A 15,947-nucleotide genomic window follows, 5' to 3' on the forward strand; every position below is an offset into this window, starting at 1 on the left:
CGCTCAGGACGGGCGCTCAGGTTGGATTCCCTGCACTTTGGCAGAATCAAGGGGTGAACACCCTCGACCCGTCCCATCCGCTCGCCGCAGGGCGCACCGCATCCAACCGCCTCGTCCGCGCATATCAGGGCGAGCGGCAGGAGGTGACGCCCGTCTGGTTCATGCGCCAGGCGGGTCGCTCTCTTCCCGAATACCGCGAGCTGCGGGTCGGCACCCGCATGCTCGACGCCTGCCTCGACCCTGCGCTCGCCAGCGAGATCACCCTGCAGCCCGTGCGCCGTCACGGCGTCGACGCCGGCATCTTCTTCAGCGACATCGTCATCCCGCTGCGCCTCGCCGGCGTGGATGTGGACATCGTGCCTGGCAAGGGCCCGGTGCTCGGCAGCCCGGTCCGTACCTCCGCCGATGTCGACAGGCTCACCGCGATCGACCCTGCCTCGCTCGACGCCGAGGTGTTCTCGCCCATCGTCGAGGCCGTGCGCCTCACCATCGCCGAGCTGGGCGACACCCCGTTGATCGGCTTTGCAGGAGCCCCGTTCACCCTCGCGGCCTACCTGGTGGAGGGCGGCCCGTCCAAGGACCACATCCGCGCCCGCACGCTGATGCACGCCGACCCTGCTGCGTGGGCGAAGCTCATGGCGTGGACGGCGGACGTCACCGGCGCGTTCCTCCGCGCCCAGGTGCTCGCCGGCGCGAGCGCCGCCCAGCTCTTCGACTCGTGGGCGGGTTCGCTCTCGCTGCACGATTACACGGAGCACGTCGCTCCCGCTTCCACCAGGGCGCTGTCGCACGTGCGCGACCTCACGTACGAGGCGTCGAGTGTGGATGCGGACGGCGGCGAGACGCAGATCCGCAACGTCCCGGTCGTGCACTTCGGCGTCGGCACGGGCGAGCTGCTGAAGGCGATGCACGAGGTCGGGGCCGACGTGGTCGGCGTCGACTACCGCATCCCGCTGGACGAGGCGAGCCGCAGGCTGGGACACGTGGTGCCGATCCAGGGCAACATCGACCCCGCCGTGCTCGACGCACCGTGGGAGGTGCTGGAGGCGCACGTCGTCGACGTGCTGGAGCGCGGCGTCGATGCGCCTGCGCACGTCCTCAACCTCGGCCACGGCGTGCCGCCGGAGACCGACCCCGCCGTGCTCACCCGCCTGGTCGAGTTCGTCCACAGCCGATGAGCGACCTGCCTGGCACAGACAGCAGCGCCGACGAGATCCGTCGCGCCGTCGAGGCGCCCCCGACGCGCGTCGTGGTGATCGGCGGCGGCATGGCCGGACTCGTCGCCGCTCGCGATTGCGCCAGGCCCGGCTTCGCCGTGACGCTGCTCGAAGCCTCCGACGCGTTCGGCGGCTCTGTCGCGTCGCTCGACGTCGGCGGCATCACGGTCGACGCCGGCGCGGAGAGCTTCGCGACGCGCGGAGGGCACGTCGCCGCGCTGATCGACGAGCTCGGACTCACCGAAGACGTCGTCCGGCCGAACCCGGCGGGTGCGTGGGTGCGCTACGGCTCGCGCACGGTGCCGCTGCCGAAGGCCGGGCTGCTCGGCATCCCGAGCTCGCCGCTCGCCACCGACGTCGTGGCGGCGATCGGCTGGGGTGGCGCGCTCCGCGCCTACCTGGACAGGCTCATGCCGGTGCTGACCATCGGCAAGGAGAAGCGCCTCGGCGTCCTCGTGCGCAAGCGCATGGGCCAGAAGGTGCTCGACCGGCTCGTCGCTCCCGTCGCGACCGGCGTGTACTCTGCCCAGCCGGACGACCTCGACGTGGATGTCGTCGCCCCCGGACTCAACACCGCCCTCACCAGGCACGGCTCGCTCTCCGGAGCGGTGGGCGAGTTGCGCGCCAACGCGAAGGCCGGCAGTGCGGTCGGCGGCATCGCGGGCGGGATGTGGCGACTGCCGGCTGCGCTCGCGGACGCCATCGCGGAACACGGCGGCGTGCTCCGCACCGGGGCGCAGGTCGTCGCGGTGGAGCCCTGGACGCCACAGGAGCCCGCCGAGGAGGCCGAGGCGACCGAGGCGATCGGCGCCACCGACGCGGTCGCGGCCACAGTGGATGCGGTCACCGCCTCCGCCCCCGACCCGACGGCCGATCTCCCCGCCCGCTGGACCGTCCGCCTCGCAAGCGGGGAAGAACTCCCGGCCGACGTGGTCATCCTCGCCGCCCCTGCTTCCGCATCCCTCGGCCTGCTGGCCACAGCCTCGCCGGACCTGGCGCCGCTCGCCGCTCTCGACTGGCCGCCCGCGTCGAGCGTCGAGCTGGTCACGCTCATCCTCACCGACGAACGTCTCGCAGCGGCGCCGCGCGGCACGGGCGTCCTCGTCTCCGACGCGGAGAGCTCGGACGTCCGCGCGAAGGCCATGACGCACTCGACCGCGAAGTGGGCCTGGCTGGCGGAGGCAGCAGGGCCGGGGAGGCACGTCGTCCGCCTCTCGTACGGCAGAGCGGGAAAGACGTCGGAGACCGCCGACCTCGACGACGACGCGCTGCGCACCATCGCCGTGGCGGACGCCGCCACCCTCCTGGACATTCCGCTGACGGAATCCGAGGTCGACGCGTTCGCCCGCACGCGCTGGACCAACGCCCTTCCGTACGCCGCCCTCGGCGAGGGCGAGCGAATCGCCCGGGTTCGCGATGCCGCAGCGGAGGTCGAGGGTCTGGAGGTCACCGGCTCCTGGCTGACCGGCACCGGTCTCGCATCCGTGATCCCGGATGCGCGCAGCTCGGCCGAGCGGGCAAGGGGTCTACGCTGGAAGGCACTGACCGAGAACCTTTGACGAACGGGGTGCGCAATGCGCGGAAAGCTTCTCTTCATCGCCGGAGCTGGTGTGGGGTACGTCCTGGGCACGAGGGCCGGCAGGAAGCGCTACGAGCAGATCAAGGCCGCTGCAGCGAAAGTGTGGGAATCCGACGGCATCCAGAAGCAGGTGACCGCTGTCGAGGACTTCGTCGCCGCCAAGGCAGGCGAGGTGCCTGGCGCCGTGATCGACGGGGCCAAGAAGCTCATCGCGACCGCCAATCAGCGTCGCCAGGAGTCCAAGGCGCCCGTCCCGGCTCCCGCCGCGGATGCAGCGCTGAAGGCAGCGGACGGCTCCGCAACGGACGCAGGTCAGGTTTGAGCGAAGCAGGAGTACGGTGACGGGTATGACTGACGACGAACGCGCACGCTCGCGATCGCTGTTCGCGCTGATCGCCGACCTGCCGCGGCTGCTCATCGAGCTGCTGAAGGCCGAATTCGCCCATCTGAAGGCGGAGTTCGCGGAGAAGGCCAAATATGCCGGTGTCGGCATAGGCCTGTTCGCTGTGGCAGCCGGCTTCGTCTTCTTCGCGCTCGGCACCCTGGTCGCCGCGGCGGTCCTGGGGCTGGCCGTCGTGCTCCCTGGCTGGCTGGCGGCGCTGATCGTGTTCGTGGCCCTGCTCCTCCTTGCCGGTGTGCTCGCGCTGTTCGGCGTCGCATCGTTCAAGAAGATGAACGGCGTCGCCCCGAGCCAGACGATCGACAGCATCAAGGAGGACACAGAGGCGTTCAAGGGGATGGGCAAGTATGACAACTGACACCAGCGACGTGCAGCGGGCCCGCAACGAGCTCGCAGCGACGCTCGACGCCATCGAGTACAAGCTCAACGTCCCCAAGCGCACCGCGGAACGCGTCGAGCGCCTCCGCACGGACAACCCGCTCGCGCTGATCGGCATCGCCGTGGCGGCCGCCGCTGCGGTCGCCGGAGTGGTCTGGCTGATCGTCCGCTCCGTCTCGAAGTGAGCTGCCGACGCGGTTTTGGCTCTCACAGGTTTGAGAGGGAGACTGTGAGGTATGACTAACCCGGCTGCCGCACCGGCAGATTCGAGCGCCCCCCACGAAACACCGGCACCATCCGACGCCGACTCGCCCAGCGGCTTCACCCTCTGGGCTGTCCTGCGTCGCGACCCGTCCCGCCCCGACGACCTCGACGGCACCGACGTGCCACGGGCGGTCAAGGAACTCGAGGGCGTCATCGCCGACCTCGAGCTGCAGAACGTGACCACCCGCGGTCTCTACGACGTCTCCGGCCTCCGCGCCGACGCCGACGTCATGATCTGGATCCACGGACCGGAGGCGCACACCCTGCAGTGGGCGCTGCGCCAGCTCCGCCGCACCCAGCTTCTCAAGGCGCTGCTCCCCACCTGGAACGCCATGGGCGTCCACCGCGACGCCGAGTTCAACAAGTCGCACGTCCCCGGCTTCCTGCGCGGCAAGGAGGCGAAGGAGTGGCTCACCGTCTACCCGTTCGTCCGCAGCTACGAGTGGTATCTGCTCCCGGATGAGGAGCGCGGCAGGATGCTCTCGGAGCACGGCCGCAAGGGAGCAGCGTTCCGCTCCGTCCTCGCCAACACGGTCGCGTCGTTCGCGCTCGGCGACTACGAGTGGATCCTTCCGCTCGAGTCCGACGAGCTGACCGACCTCGTCGACCTGATGCGCGACCTGCGCCAGACGGATGCGCGCCTGCACGTCCGTGAGGAAGTTCCCTTCTTCACCGGTCGCCGGGTGCAGCCCGCCGAGCTCGTGGAGGTCCTGCAGTGACCGACGTCGACACCACGGCGCGCGTCCTCGGCGCCACCCCGGCAGCCGCAGCCGGCCCTGAGCACGTCACGGAGCCCGTCGCATACGACGCGATCCTTCTCGCCGGGTTCGGCGGTCCAGAGGGCCAGGACGATGTCATCCCGTTCCTCCGCAACGTCACCCGCGGCCGCGGCATCCCGGAGGAGCGCCTCGAGGAGGTCGCGCACCACTACCGTCACTTCGGCGGCGTGAGCCCGATCAACGACCAGAACCGCGAACTGAAGGCGGCGCTGGAGGCGGAACTCGCATCCCGTGGCATCGACCTGCCCGTGCTGTGGGGCAACCGCAACTGGGATCCGTATCTCAAGGACGCCCTGAACGAGGCGAACGAGCGCGGACTCACGAAGATCATCGCCATCGCGACGAGCGCGTACTCGTCGTATTCGAGCTGCCGCCAGTACCGCGAGGACTTCGCGATCGCGCTGGAGGAGACCGGCCTCGACGGCGTCATCCAGATCGACAAGGTGCGCCAGTTCTTCGACCACCCCGGCTTCGTCGAGCCGTTCATCGAGGGCGTGCGCAACGGCCTGGCCGAGATCGAGCAAAAGGTCCCTGGCATCGACCCGGCCACCGAGGTGGAGATCCTGTTCTCGACCCACTCCATCCCCTCTGTCGACGCCGCCAAGTCCGGGCCGGCGGAGCGCGGGTTCGGAGAGGGCGGCGCGTACGCCGCGCAGCACCTGGCCGTGGCCGAGGTCGTCGCACAGGCGGCGACGGACGGCGTGGTGAAGTGGCAGCTCGTCTACCAGTCCCGCTCCGGCCCTCCGTCGATGCCCTGGCTGGAGCCCGACATCAACGACGCCATCGCCGAGCTGCCCGCCAAGGGCGTCCGCGCGGTCATCATCGTGCCGCTCGGTTTCGTCAGCGACCACATGGAAGTGCTCTGGGACCTCGACAACGAGGCCATGGAGTCCAGCGAGGAGAACGGCCTCGTCGCCGTCCGCGTCCCGACGCCCGGCACGCATCACGCATACGTGAAGGGGCTCGTCGACCTCGTGCTCGAACGCCGCGACGGCGTCCCGGTCGATCAGCGCCCTGCGATGACGTCGCTCGGCCCCTGGTACGACGTGTGCCGTCCGGGATGCTGCGAGAACGCCAGACTCGGTTTCAAACCGGCCGCCGCAGGACTCGCGCCGTGACCGGCACCGTGAGCCGCGCATCCGGAGCCGTCGAGCGTCGCGACGGGGTGCTGCGCGTCGGCACCCGCGGGAGCGCTCTCGCTGTCGCGCAGACCACCGTCGTCGCCAACGCCATCGCCAAGGCGACGGGTAGCGACGTCGAGCTGATCACCGTGACGACCCACGGAGACACCTCCAGGGACTCGCTCTCCGAGCTCGGCGGCACCGGCGTCTTCGCCAGCGCTCTCCGGGATGCTCTGCTCGCTGACGAGTGCGACCTCATCGTCCACTCGCTCAAAGACCTGCCCACCGCACCGGTGCAGGGCCTCGTCATCGGCGCTGTGCCGAAGCGGGCGGATGCGCGCGACACGCTCTGCGCGCGCGACGGGCTCACCCTCGATGAGCTGCCGGACGGCGCGCGCGTCGGAACAGGCTCCCCGCGTCGCGTCGCGCAGCTCAAGGCGCGGCGTCCCGACCTCGACGTCGTGGACATCCGCGGCAACGTCGACACCAGGCTCGGCCGCGTAGCGGATGGCGACCTCGACGCCGTGGTGCTCGCCGCCGCCGGTCTGGCCAGGCTCGGCCGCTCCGACGCCGTCACCGACTTCTTCCCGCTGTCGAACGTTCCGACTGCGCCCGGCCAGGGCGCTCTCGCGATCGAGGTCCGCTCGGCGGACGAGAAGGGCAGAGGGCCGATCGCCACCGCCCTCTCCGCCGTCGACCACGTCACCACCCACGCCTGCGTCACCGCGGAGCGGCACGTGCTCGCTGGGCTCGAAGCCGGATGCGCGGCTCCGATCGGCGCGACCGCTATCGTGGACGACGGACTGCTCTTCCTCACCGCCACGGTCTACCGCCCGGACGGGTCGGAGCAGCTGACCGCATCCCATGCCGCCACCCCGGAATCGATGAGCGCGCGACACCTCGACGAGGCGGCACGCGACGTCGGCCAACGGGTGGTGGACGAACTGCTCGGCGCGGGGGCCGCCGACCTTGCACCGCTCGGGAGCACGCGATGACCACCCCTTCCGCTTCTGCGAAACCGCTCGCCGGCTGGCGCGTCCTCGTGCCGCGTGGCGGGCCCTGGGGCGACTCCGTCGCTGCCGACCTGCGGTCGAAGGGCGCATCTCCGATCGTCGCCGCGATGATCAACTTCGCGCCGACAGCGGATGCGCCCGCCCTCGAGGCCGCGCTCACCCGCCTGGCCGCCGGTGAGTTCGACTGGATGACCGTGACGAGCGCGACCACCGTGGATGTGCTGAGCGCGCAGCGGGTCGTCGTCCCGCCGACCACCAGGGTCGCCGCCGTCGGTGAGACCACCGCGGCCGCTCTGGTCGCCGCCGGCTACAAGGTCGACCTGGTGCCGTCCGAGGACAACTCCGCCCGCGGCCTGCTCGCCGAGTGGGAGGCAGCGACCGCAGGGGTCGTTCCGCTCCGCGTGCTGACGCTGCGCTCCGAGATCGCGAAGCCGCTCCTCACCGAGGGCCTGAAGCGCATCGGCCACGATGTCGAGTCGGTCGTCGCATACCGGACCATCGGCGTCGCCGTGCCGGAGAACGTGGTGCGGGATGTTGCTGACGGCCTCGTGCAGGCCATCCTCGTCACGTCCGGCTCTGTGGCAGAGCAGGTCCAGAAGCAGCTCGGCCCCATTCCGGAGTCGACGCTGGTGGCCGCGATCGGCCCGCAGACCGCCCGCGACGCCCGCGAGTTCGGCCTCCGCGTCGACGTGATCGCCGCCGAGCGCACCGCCGCCTCCCTCATCGACTCCCTCGTCGCCGCCTCCACCTCCGACCCGTCCACCTCCGACCCCTCATAATCGAGTCCGGACTTCTTCAGGCGACACGCCGACTCCAGCACTGAACAACTCCGGGCTCGATGATTTCGGGCGATCGGAAGCTGGGAAGGGGCTCAGTCGGGGGCGCGTAGGCTTGTGGGGTGAGTGACGTGACGCATCCTGTTGTCCGACCACGACGCCTCCGGCAGTCTCCTGCCCTGCGCCGTCTGACCGCCGAGACTCGGTTGCACCCCGGTGAGCTCATCCTCCCGATGTTCGTGCGGGAAGGCCTCCGTGAGGCGCTGCCCATCCAGTCGATGCCTGGCGTCGTCCAGCACAGCATCGACTCGCTGAAGCGCGCTGCGACCGAGGCCGCTGAGGCCGGTGTCGGCGGCGTCATGCTCTTCGGCGTTCCGGAGACCAGGGACGCGACAGGCTCCGCCGCGACCGACCCTGACGGCATCCTCAACGTGGCCACCACCGCACTGGCCGCCGAGGTCGGCGACGCGCTCGTCGTGCAGACCGACCTGTGCCTCGACGAGTTCACCGACCACGGCCACTGCGGCGTCCTGGGTGCGCACGGTCACGTCGACAACGACGCCACCCTCCTCCGCTACCGAGACATGGCCGTCGCCCAGGCGGAAGCGGGCTCGCACCTCCTTGGTCTGAGCGGGATGATGGACGGCCAGGTCGCCGCCGTGCGCGACGCGCTCGACACCGCAGGCCACACCGAGACCGTCATCCTCGCGTACGCGGCCAAGTACGCCTCCGCCTTCTACGGCCCGTTCCGCGAAGCCGTCGACTCCCAGCTCTCCGGCGACCGCCGCGCGTACCAGCAGGACCCGGCCAATCGCCGCGAGGGGCTGCGCGAGGCGCGCCTCGACCTGGAGGAGGGCGCGGACATCCTCATGGTCAAACCCGCCCTCAGCTACCTGGATGTGCTGAGCGACGTCGCCGCGATCAGCGACGTGCCGGTCTGGGCGTACCAGGTGTCCGGCGAGTACGCAATGGTCGAGGCAGCAGCGGCGAACGGCTGGGTCGACCGCCGTCGCATCGTCGAGGAGACGCTGATCGGCGCACGCAGGGCGGGAGCAGACGCCGTCATGACCTACTGGGCGACCGAGGTCGCGAGGTGGCTGCGATGAGCGACGCACAGGCGCTGGCGGACGGCGCGGCGATCGGCGACGTGAACCTCGCCCAGTTCGAGCGCGCCCAGCGCGTGATCCCCGGCGGCGTCAACTCCCCGGTCCGCGCCTTCCGCTCCGTGGGAGGCACGCCCCGGTTCATGGTGTCCGCCAGCGGTCCGTACATCACGGATGCGCAGGGCAGGGAGTACGTGGACCTCGTGGCGTCCTGGGGTCCTGCGATTCTGGGGCACGCGCATCCACAGGTCGTCGCAGCGGTGCAGGCCGCCGCTGCGCGCGGGCTCTCGTTCGGAGCGTCGACGCCAGCGGAGACCGAGCTGGCCGAGGCCGTGCTGGCCCGCGTGCCGTTCGTCGAGAAGCTGCGACTCGTCTCGACGGGCACAGAGGCGACCATGACCGCCATCCGCCTCGCCCGCGGCTTCACCGGCCGCCCGCTGCTGATCAAGTTCGCCGGGCATTACCACGGCCACTCGGACAGCCTGCTCGCCGAGGCGGGCTCCGGCCTCGCGACGCTCGCCCTGCCAGGCTCCGCCGGTGTCACGGAGGCGACCGCCGCGCAGACGCTCGTGCTCCCGTACAACGACCTGGATGCGGTCCGCGCCGTCTTCGAGACGCACGGCCCGGACATCGCCGCCGTCATCACCGAAGCGGCCGCCGCGAACATGGGCGTCGTCGCCCCGGACCCCGGCTTCAACGCCGCCCTGACCGACCTGGCCCACGAGTTCGGCGCTCTGCTCATCCTGGACGAGGTGCTGACCGGCTTCCGCGTGAGCGAGGCGGGCTTCTGGGGCCTCGACCGCGGCTACACGCCCGACCTCGTGACGTTCGGCAAGGTCATCGGCGGCGGGATGCCCCTCGCGGCTCTTGGCGGACGCGCGGAGCTGATGGACTTCCTCGCGCCGACCGGCCCGGTGTATCAGGCGGGAACGCTGTCCGGGAACCCGGTGGCGGTGGCCGCGGGGCTCGCCACGCTGTCGCTGGCCGACGACGCGGTCTACGACAGGCTCGACCGTGTCGCGGAGACGGTGTCGTCCGCGGTGTCGGATGCGCTCGGCTCCGCCGGCGTCGCGCACCGGGTGCAGCGCGCAGGCAATCTGTTCAGCTTCGTCTTCGGCGACTTCGCCGAGGCCCCGCGCACGTACGCCGAGGTGCAGCGCCAGGAGGCGTACCGCTATCGCGACTTCTTCCACGCCATGCTCGACGCCGGAGTCTCGTTGCCGCCGAGCGTCTTCGAGGCGTGGTTCGTGACAGCCGCCCACGACGACGCGGCGGTCGACCGCATCCTGTCGGCGCTCCCGGCTGCTGCCGCGGCGGCCGCTGCCGCACGCCCGGCCTAGCCGGGCTAGCCGGCCTAGCCGGACTAGCCGGACTAGCCGGACTAGCCGGGCACCTCGGGGCTCACACGCTGTGGAGGAACCGGGTGATGTGGGCGGCGGCCACGTCCGGAGCAACATCGTGCGTCTGGCCCTCCGCCACCTCGAAGACTGCCCCGGGGATGGCTGCCGCCAGCTCTCTGGCGCCGTACTGCATGAAGCCGGCGCTCGCACCGCCCGCCAGCGTCAGCACGGGGATGCGCACCTCGGCCACCACCTCGGATGGCACAGCGCTGTCACCCATCGCCGCGTCGTCGTAGGCGAGCGTCGGCGCGATCGCCTCGAGCCCTGCCCAGGCGGGTGAGCCGCGCATCCCGTCGATGGCCGCCGGCGGCATCCCGACCCGCGCAAGGAACAGTGCGACGGCGTCTCCGCGTCGCCCCTCCGCGAGCGCAGCGGCCAGGTCGGCCGTGTACTGCCGTGCGCCGTCCCGCGCACCCTCCGGCATGAGCGGCGGCTCGTAGAGCACGATGCCCGCGATCCGTTCCGGGCCGAGCGCCGCAGCGGCGCGGAGCAGCAGCATCGCGCCGGACGACATCCCGAACGCGTATGCCGGAGCGCCGACGGCCGCGATCAGCGCGTCGATGTCCTCGATCTCGCGCTCGACGGCGAACGGCAGAGTGTCCGTGCTCTCGCCGCGCCCGCGTCTGTCGTACGCGACAGCGGTGACGTCGCCCGACAGCGCGTCCGCCAGCCTGCTCGCCGATCCTCCAGCGCGGGATGCGGTCGCTCCGTCCACCAGGAGAAGCGTCGGTCCGCTGCCGACAGCTTCATATCCGATGGTGGTCCCGTCCGCAGAACTCGTGGTGCTCATCCGCTTCTCCTCCGCATCCTCGCTGCGGGACCGGTGACGCACGGCGGCGACGTCCTCCCGCGGCCGCTGTCACACGTCGGCGTCCGCCGCCGCTCTCTGCACGGACTCGACGAACGAGTACGTCGCCTCGTCCGGCCAACCGTCCGCATCCACCAGCGCGAACACGTCGAAGGTGAGCTGGCCTCCGCCACCGGCCGGTCGCCGCAGCGTGCGCGGCGGGGCGTCGGAGGCCGCACGCACCGTGACCGTCTGCGGCGGGGCATTCCGTCGCAGCAGTCTGGCGTGGAAGGTGGTCGTGCGGGTCACAAGCTCCACCATCTCACACACCGCGCCGCGCGGTCAGCCCTCGTGCGAAACGTGCGGTCGCGAGCGCTGCGACCACACGTTTCGCACGACTCGTGCCCCGCTAGGCCTGGCCGTGCGAGGCGCGAGAGCGCCGCGACAGCGAGTCGATGATGACCGCGAGCAACAGCACCGCGCCGGTGATCATGAAGCGGATCGACGAGTCCAGGTTCAGGAGCGTGAGGCCGCTGGAGATCGACTGGATGACCAGGATGCCGAGCAGGGCTGACCACGCGCTTCCGCGTCCGCCGAAGAGGCTGGTCCCGCCGATGACCGCCGCGGCGATCGCGTTCAGGTTGGTGTCCGTCCCTCCGCTGCCCGCGCTCACCGACGCCAGCCTGGCAGCGGCGAGCAGCCCGCCGACCGCGGCGAACGTGGAGCACAGAATGAACACCGAGATGTAGACCCTGTTGACCTTGATACCGGCGCGGCGAGCCGCCTCGACCGAGCCGCCGACCGCGAAGACCGAGCGGCCCCAGCGGGTGCGGGTGAGGAAGAAGTTCATCACGACGACCAGGATCACGAAGAACAGGAACATCGCGCCCGTTCCTCGGTCGGTGGACAGGTACCAGACGCTGATCCCGAGGGCCAGCAGCAGGAGCACGGCCTTCACGAGCATGACCGTCATGGACCCCTGCGAGAGCCCGGCCTTGCGGCGGCGCTCTGAACGACGCCAGTCGGAGAGGAACATCCCGACCGCGGCGATCACGACCAGGGCGTACGCGGCCCACGGCGGAAGGAAGGTCTGTTGCGCGAACTGCACGATCCAGGAGTCGAACGGGATGTTGATGGAACTGTTCGGCCCGAGCACCCAGAGCTGAAGCCCGAGGAAGCCGAGCAGGCCGGCGAGCGTGATGACGAACGACGGCACCCCGAACCGGGTGAAGAGGATGCCGTAGAGGAATCCGACCAGGACGCCGGCGAGGATCGCGCCGATCACGGCCACGATGAGCGGCCAGTGCAGCTGCGTCAGCCCGACGCCCATGATCGCGGCAGCCAGACCGCTGACCGATCCGACGGACAGGTCGATCTGGCCGAGCAGCAGCACCAGCACGATGCCGATGGAGATGGTGCCCACCGCCGCGCACTGCAGCGTGAGGTTCACCAGGTTGTTCGCGGAGAGGAAGTTCGGGTTCAGGATCTGGAACACCGCCCAGATCACGATGAGGCCGACCACCACAGGGAGCGAGCCGAGGTCGCCGCCGCGCACGCGCAGCCCGAACGACTTGACAGCGCCGCCCAGTCCCTCGTTGCGGATGAGGCGTTCGTCCTGCAGGTCGGCAGCGACCTCCGCGGGCGTCTCTGTCTTGGTCATGCGTCCGCACTCCGTTCGGTGAGCTGCTCTACTTCTTCGTTGAGGCGCTCGGCACGGCGCGCGACGACGTTGTCCGTCGCGCCCGTGATGGCCGAGATGATCTCCTCGTAGCTGACGTCCGGCACGCGGAAGGTGCCGTTGTTGCGGCCGAGGCGCAGCACGGCGACGCGGTCGGCCACCGCCTGCACGTCCGCCATGTTGTGGCTGATCAGCACCACGCCGAGCCCGCGCTCGCGCAGCCGCTCGATCAGGTTGAGCACCTCGGCGGTCTGGGCGACGCCGAGGGCGGCCGTCGGCTCGTCGAGGATGACCACGCGCGGCTCGCCGATCAGGGAGCGCGCGATGGCGACGGTCTGCCGCTGGCCTCCGGAGAGGGATGCGACGGCGATCCGCACCGACGGGATGCGCGCGGAGAGCTGCCGGAGCAGGCTCCACGAGCGCTTCTCCATCTCTTCCTCGTCGAGCGTGCCGTGGGTGATCTCGCGGCCGAGGAAGAGGTTGGAGACCACATCCAGGTTGTCGCAGAGCGCGAGGTCCTGGAACACGGTCGCGATGCCGAGCTCCCGCGACGCCGACGGCGACGGGATGCTGACCCTGTCGCCGTCGAACGTCACGGTTCCCGCATCCTGTGGATGCACGCCGGCGAGGATCTTGACGAGCGTCGACTTGCCTGCGCCGTTGTCGCCGACGATCGCGACGACCTCACCTGGGTAGACATCGAGGTCGATGTCGGTGAGGGCTTGGACGGCGCCGAAGCCTTTCGAGATCCCACGGAGGGAGAGGACGGGTTGGCGCGTCGACCGTTCGGGTTCAGCGACGGCGGATTCCATCGTCACGGCGTTCTCCTTTGAGCTGGAAGGCGGTGCTTGTACTGCGTGTATTCGTCTGTGAAAAGGGTAGAGCGGAATCGGCCTGGCCGGGGGATGCGAGGTGCGCATCCCCCGGCCAGGCCCAGGAGGTTACTTGATGCCGTACTTGTCGCACGCTGCCTTGTAGTCGGCGGTGCAGATCTTCGCGGCGGAGTCGGAACCGTAGAACTCGTCCTTGACGACCGTGCTCTCGATGTTGTCCGTCGTGACGGCGACCGGGGTCAGCAGGAACGACTGGATGGCTGCGCCACCCGCCGTGTTGACCGTGGTGTCACCCTTCGGCTTCTTGCCGTTGACGAGGTCGATGGCCAGCTGGGCCGCCTTCTCCGCCTCGGGCTGGATCGCCTTGTAGACCGTCATGTACTGGTCGCCGGCGAGGATGCGCTGGATGCCCGCGAGCTCTGCATCCTGACCGGTGACCGGCGGGATCGGGCTCACGTTGGCGGCCTTGAGGGCGGCGATGGCGCCACCGCCCGTTCCGTCATTGGCGGCGTAGACGCCCTTGATCTGGCTGCCGAACTGCGTGATCTGACCTGACACCCAGTTCTGGGCCTGTGCAGGGTCCCATCCTGGTGTGTCGTATTCGGCGAGCACCTTGTAGCCGCTGGAGTCGATGACGCTGTGCGCGCCCTTCTTGAAGAGGGTCGCGTTGTTGTCGGTAGGCGAGCCGTTGACCATCAGGATGCCTGCGCCCGATGCGACGCCGTCCTTCTTGAGCTTGTCGACCAGCGCGGTGGCCTGCAGCTGCCCGACCTTCTCGTTGTCGAACGAGATGTAGTAGCTGCTGTCCGGGCTGTTGATCAGGCGGTCGTAGGAGATGACGGGCACGTTCTTCGCCTTGGCCTCTCCGACGATGGATGCTGCTGCCTCACCGTCGAACGGGTCGAGGACGAGGACCTTGACGCCCTGGGTCAGCATCGACTCCGCCTGCTGCTGCTGCTTGCTCGCGTCGCCGTCGGCGTTCGCGTAGAGCACCTTGCAGCCGGAGCAGAGGTCCTTGATCTTCGCTTCGAAGAATGGCTTGTCCGCCGCTTCGTACCTCGCGGTGACGGAGTCGGGGAGGAGGAGGCCGATCTGGGCTGTGCTGGCTCCCGCGGTTGAGCTGGAGGAGCTGCCAGACCCGTTGGAACACGCCGTGAGTGTTCCGGCTGTGAGCAGGATCGCGGCCGTCGCGATGACCGCTCTCGTGGTGGCGATCTTCATTGAAAAACCTCCGATTCGAGACCGCCATCGTTGGCGGCTGGGTTGAGTGTTGCAGGTGGGTGACTTGTCGTCAAGAGTTGAAGCCAATGGATTCGATAACGAATAGACACGCATTCGGGGGAGGGGGCGAGCGTGTCTGAGCGCGCGTTCAGACAGCCGCGTCCGTCGGGGTGATGTTCACGCAGTCGACGGCATATGCAACCGCCCCGAGAGTTGCGGCGCGGGTGCCGAGCTGACCCTGCACGATGTCCGGCATCAGATCCTCGTTCACGATGATCGAACGCTCCACCGCGTGCCGCATCGGGCCGAGCAGCAGTTCGCCTGCTCTGGCCAGCTCGCCGCCGACGATCACCCGTTCCGGATCGACCAGGTTGCACAGGTTGGCGGTCGCGATGCCGATGTGCTTGCCCGCGTCGGCGATGGCCCGGATGCATCGTGCATCCCCTGCCATCGCCTGGATGACCACATCGCCCAGTTTGAGGCTGCCCAGGTGGTCGCGCAGCTCGTCGAGGATCGCCGGTCCGCCCGCGATGGCCTCCAAGCAGCCGCGGTTGCCGCACCGGCAGAGCGGTCCGTTCTCGCGGATCGTCGTGTGCCCGAACTCGCCCGCGACGCCGTTGAACCCGCGGTACACCTGCCCGTTCAGAATGAGGCCGGCGCCGATCCCGTCGCCGAGATCGAGCGTGATCGTGTTGCGCTTGCCTCGGCCGGCGCCCAGCCTGGACTCCGCGAGCGCGGTGAGATTGGCGGCGTTGTCGATGAAGACGGGTCGCTTGAGCCTGCGCTCCATCACCTCTGCCACCTGAACGCCGTCCCAGCCACGCATGATGCCGCTGCGCGCGATCGTCCCGCTCGCCCTGTCGAGGGGCGCGGGGAGCGCGATGCCGACGGCGAGCACCTCGTCGCGGCCCGCATCCACGGATTCGAGCATGTCGGTGAGCAGGAGGGAGACCTTGTCGAGCTCGTTGTCGGCGCGGTGGTCCTTGGCGAGCGGCATGTGGTTCTCCGCGACGACCGTGTGCGCCACGTCCGCGAGTGCGATCCGCATGTGTCTGGTGGAGAAGTGCACGCCGACCACCAGGCCGAGCGCGTGCGCCAGAGTGACGTGCTGGGCGCGGCGGCCGCTGCGGATGCTCTGGGCGGTATGCAGGACGCCGGAGGTCGACAGTTCCTTGACGATGTTCGACACGGTCGCGGGGGAGAGCCCGGTCGCGCCGGCCAGCTCGACCTGCGTCAGCCCTCCGTGCTTCTTGATGGCGTCGACGATCCGCGCCCGGTTGGCTTCACGAAGTGAAGTCTGCGAACCCGGTGTCCGCCGCTGCGTTGCCACGATGAGCAGAATACATGGCCCGTGGACGAGGGGTGATGGTGTGTGGAAACCACCGACCGAAGGGTTAT

General features: G+C 69.8%; 17 protein-coding genes. 11 read left to right on the plus strand and 6 right to left on the minus strand.

Annotated elements, in window-relative coordinates:
• Positions 1–53: 53 nt before the first annotated feature.
• The 11 genes from hemE (at position 54) to hemL (ending at position 9,970) form a co-directional block, all read left to right on the plus strand.
• Entirely contained in the window at positions 54–1,178 is a 1,125-nt protein-coding gene (gene hemE, locus ACIRCZ_RS12535; protein ID WP_402853503.1) for a uroporphyrinogen decarboxylase, read from the plus strand.
• Positions 1,175–2,776: a protoporphyrinogen/coproporphyrinogen oxidase gene (locus ACIRCZ_RS12540; protein ID WP_402853506.1), complete on the plus strand. Its 1,602-nt coding sequence runs from the start codon at positions 1,175–1,177 to the stop codon at positions 2,774–2,776. Before hemE ends, ACIRCZ_RS12540 begins: the two co-directional genes overlap by 4 nt.
• 15 nt (positions 2,777–2,791) lie before the next feature.
• Complete coding sequence (locus tag ACIRCZ_RS12545) at positions 2,792–3,118, plus strand: hypothetical protein (protein WP_402853509.1); 327 nt, start codon at positions 2,792–2,794, stop codon at positions 3,116–3,118.
• A 25-nt stretch (positions 3,119–3,143) separates the two neighbouring features.
• Complete coding sequence (locus tag ACIRCZ_RS12550) at positions 3,144–3,554, plus strand: phage holin family protein (protein WP_402853512.1); 411 nt, start codon at positions 3,144–3,146, stop codon at positions 3,552–3,554.
• On the plus strand, positions 3,544–3,759 hold the full coding sequence (locus ACIRCZ_RS12555) for a DUF3618 domain-containing protein (protein ID WP_055896706.1): 216 nt from the start codon (positions 3,544–3,546) through the stop codon (positions 3,757–3,759). The genes ACIRCZ_RS12550 and ACIRCZ_RS12555 overlap by 11 nt, the downstream gene beginning before the upstream one ends.
• Positions 3,760–3,810: 51 nt before the next feature.
• Complete coding sequence (hemQ, locus tag ACIRCZ_RS12560; RefSeq protein ID WP_055896703.1) at positions 3,811–4,557, plus strand: hydrogen peroxide-dependent heme synthase; 747 nt, start codon at positions 3,811–3,813, stop codon at positions 4,555–4,557.
• Positions 4,554–5,735 (plus strand): ferrochelatase, encoded by a 1,182-nt coding sequence (locus tag ACIRCZ_RS12565; RefSeq protein WP_402853516.1) that lies wholly within the window; start codon positions 4,554–4,556, stop codon positions 5,733–5,735. The genes hemQ and ACIRCZ_RS12565 overlap by 4 nt, the downstream gene beginning before the upstream one ends.
• A complete protein-coding gene (hemC, locus tag ACIRCZ_RS12570) occupies positions 5,732–6,733 on the plus strand; it encodes a hydroxymethylbilane synthase (protein ID WP_402853519.1) in 1,002 nt (333 codons plus the stop codon). The genes ACIRCZ_RS12565 and hemC overlap by 4 nt, the downstream gene beginning before the upstream one ends.
• Positions 6,730–7,530 carry a uroporphyrinogen-III synthase gene (locus ACIRCZ_RS12575; RefSeq protein ID WP_402853522.1) on the plus strand — a complete coding sequence of 267 codons (801 nt, stop codon included), beginning with the start codon at positions 6,730–6,732 and terminating at the stop codon, positions 7,528–7,530. The genes hemC and ACIRCZ_RS12575 overlap by 4 nt, the downstream gene beginning before the upstream one ends.
• A 128-nt stretch (positions 7,531–7,658) precedes the next feature.
• Positions 7,659–8,633 (plus strand): porphobilinogen synthase, encoded by a 975-nt coding sequence (gene hemB, locus ACIRCZ_RS12580; RefSeq protein WP_402853635.1) that lies wholly within the window; start codon positions 7,659–7,661, stop codon positions 8,631–8,633.
• The gene (gene hemL, locus ACIRCZ_RS12585) at positions 8,630–9,970 is read left to right on the plus strand and encodes a glutamate-1-semialdehyde 2,1-aminomutase (RefSeq protein WP_055898787.1); all 1,341 of its coding nucleotides are present in this window, start codon (positions 8,630–8,632) and stop codon (positions 9,968–9,970) included. The genes hemB and hemL overlap by 4 nt, the downstream gene beginning before the upstream one ends.
• Positions 9,971–10,031: 61 nt before the next feature.
• Here hemL and ACIRCZ_RS12590 read toward each other — a convergent pair whose 3' ends face one another.
• The 6 genes from ACIRCZ_RS12590 to ACIRCZ_RS12615 all read right to left on the minus strand — a co-directional run bounded on the left by ACIRCZ_RS12590 (position 10,032) and on the right by ACIRCZ_RS12615 (position 15,879).
• Positions 10,032–10,820, minus strand: coding sequence for an alpha/beta fold hydrolase (locus tag ACIRCZ_RS12590; RefSeq protein ID WP_402853527.1), 789 nt, complete (start codon positions 10,818–10,820; stop codon positions 10,032–10,034).
• 69 nt (positions 10,821–10,889) lie between these two features.
• The gene (locus ACIRCZ_RS12595; protein WP_055898784.1) at positions 10,890–11,126 is read right to left on the minus strand and encodes a hypothetical protein; all 237 of its coding nucleotides are present in this window, start codon (positions 11,124–11,126) and stop codon (positions 10,890–10,892) included.
• Between the two features lie 100 nt (positions 11,127–11,226).
• Positions 11,227–12,477 (minus strand): sugar ABC transporter permease, encoded by a 1,251-nt coding sequence (locus tag ACIRCZ_RS12600; protein WP_055896686.1) that lies wholly within the window; start codon positions 12,475–12,477, stop codon positions 11,227–11,229.
• Positions 12,474–13,307 carry an ATP-binding cassette domain-containing protein gene (locus ACIRCZ_RS12605; protein ID WP_055898780.1) on the minus strand — a complete coding sequence of 278 codons (834 nt, stop codon included), beginning with the start codon at positions 13,305–13,307 and terminating at the stop codon, positions 12,474–12,476. The genes ACIRCZ_RS12600 and ACIRCZ_RS12605 overlap by 4 nt, the downstream gene beginning before the upstream one ends.
• 129 nt (positions 13,308–13,436) lie before the next feature.
• Positions 13,437–14,549, minus strand: coding sequence for a sugar ABC transporter substrate-binding protein (locus tag ACIRCZ_RS12610; protein ID WP_055896683.1), 1,113 nt, complete (start codon positions 14,547–14,549; stop codon positions 13,437–13,439).
• A gap of 148 nt (positions 14,550–14,697) precedes the next feature.
• Complete coding sequence (locus tag ACIRCZ_RS12615) at positions 14,698–15,879, minus strand: ROK family transcriptional regulator (RefSeq protein ID WP_055896680.1); 1,182 nt, start codon at positions 15,877–15,879, stop codon at positions 14,698–14,700.
• Between the last annotated feature and the right edge of the window lie 68 nt (positions 15,880–15,947).

It is taken from the genome of Leifsonia sp. NPDC102414 (genome assembly GCF_044765685.1).
GTDB lineage: Bacteria > Actinomycetota > Actinomycetes > Actinomycetales > Microbacteriaceae > Leifsonia.

Bases quoted from the DNA above. Each gene is read 5' to 3' on its own strand.
- ACIRCZ_RS12540 (WP_402853506.1), top strand. From the start codon at position 1,175: ATGAGCGACCTGCCTGGCACAGACAGCAGCGCCGACGAGATCCGTCGC.
- ACIRCZ_RS12545 (WP_402853509.1), top strand. From the start codon at position 2,792: ATGCGCGGAAAGCTTCTCTTCATCGCCGGAGCTGGTGTGGGGTACGTC.
- ACIRCZ_RS12550 (WP_402853512.1), top strand. From the start codon at position 3,144: ATGACTGACGACGAACGCGCACGCTCGCGATCGCTGTTCGCGCTGATC.
- ACIRCZ_RS12555 (WP_055896706.1), top strand. From the start codon at position 3,544: ATGACAACTGACACCAGCGACGTGCAGCGGGCCCGCAACGAGCTCGCA.
- hemQ (WP_055896703.1), top strand. From the start codon at position 3,811: ATGACTAACCCGGCTGCCGCACCGGCAGATTCGAGCGCCCCCCACGAA.
- ACIRCZ_RS12575 (WP_402853522.1), top strand. From the start codon at position 6,730: ATGACCACCCCTTCCGCTTCTGCGAAACCGCTCGCCGGCTGGCGCGTC.
- hemL (WP_055898787.1), top strand. From the start codon at position 8,630: ATGAGCGACGCACAGGCGCTGGCGGACGGCGCGGCGATCGGCGACGTG.
- ACIRCZ_RS12590 (WP_402853527.1), bottom strand. From the start codon at position 10,820: ATGAGCACCACGAGTTCTGCGGACGGGACCACCATCGGATATGAAGCT.
- ACIRCZ_RS12600 (WP_055896686.1), bottom strand. From the start codon at position 12,477: ATGACCAAGACAGAGACGCCCGCGGAGGTCGCTGCCGACCTGCAGGAC.
- ACIRCZ_RS12605 (WP_055898780.1), bottom strand. From the start codon at position 13,307: ATGGAATCCGCCGTCGCTGAACCCGAACGGTCGACGCGCCAACCCGTC.
- ACIRCZ_RS12610 (WP_055896683.1), bottom strand. From the start codon at position 14,549: ATGAAGATCGCCACCACGAGAGCGGTCATCGCGACGGCCGCGATCCTG.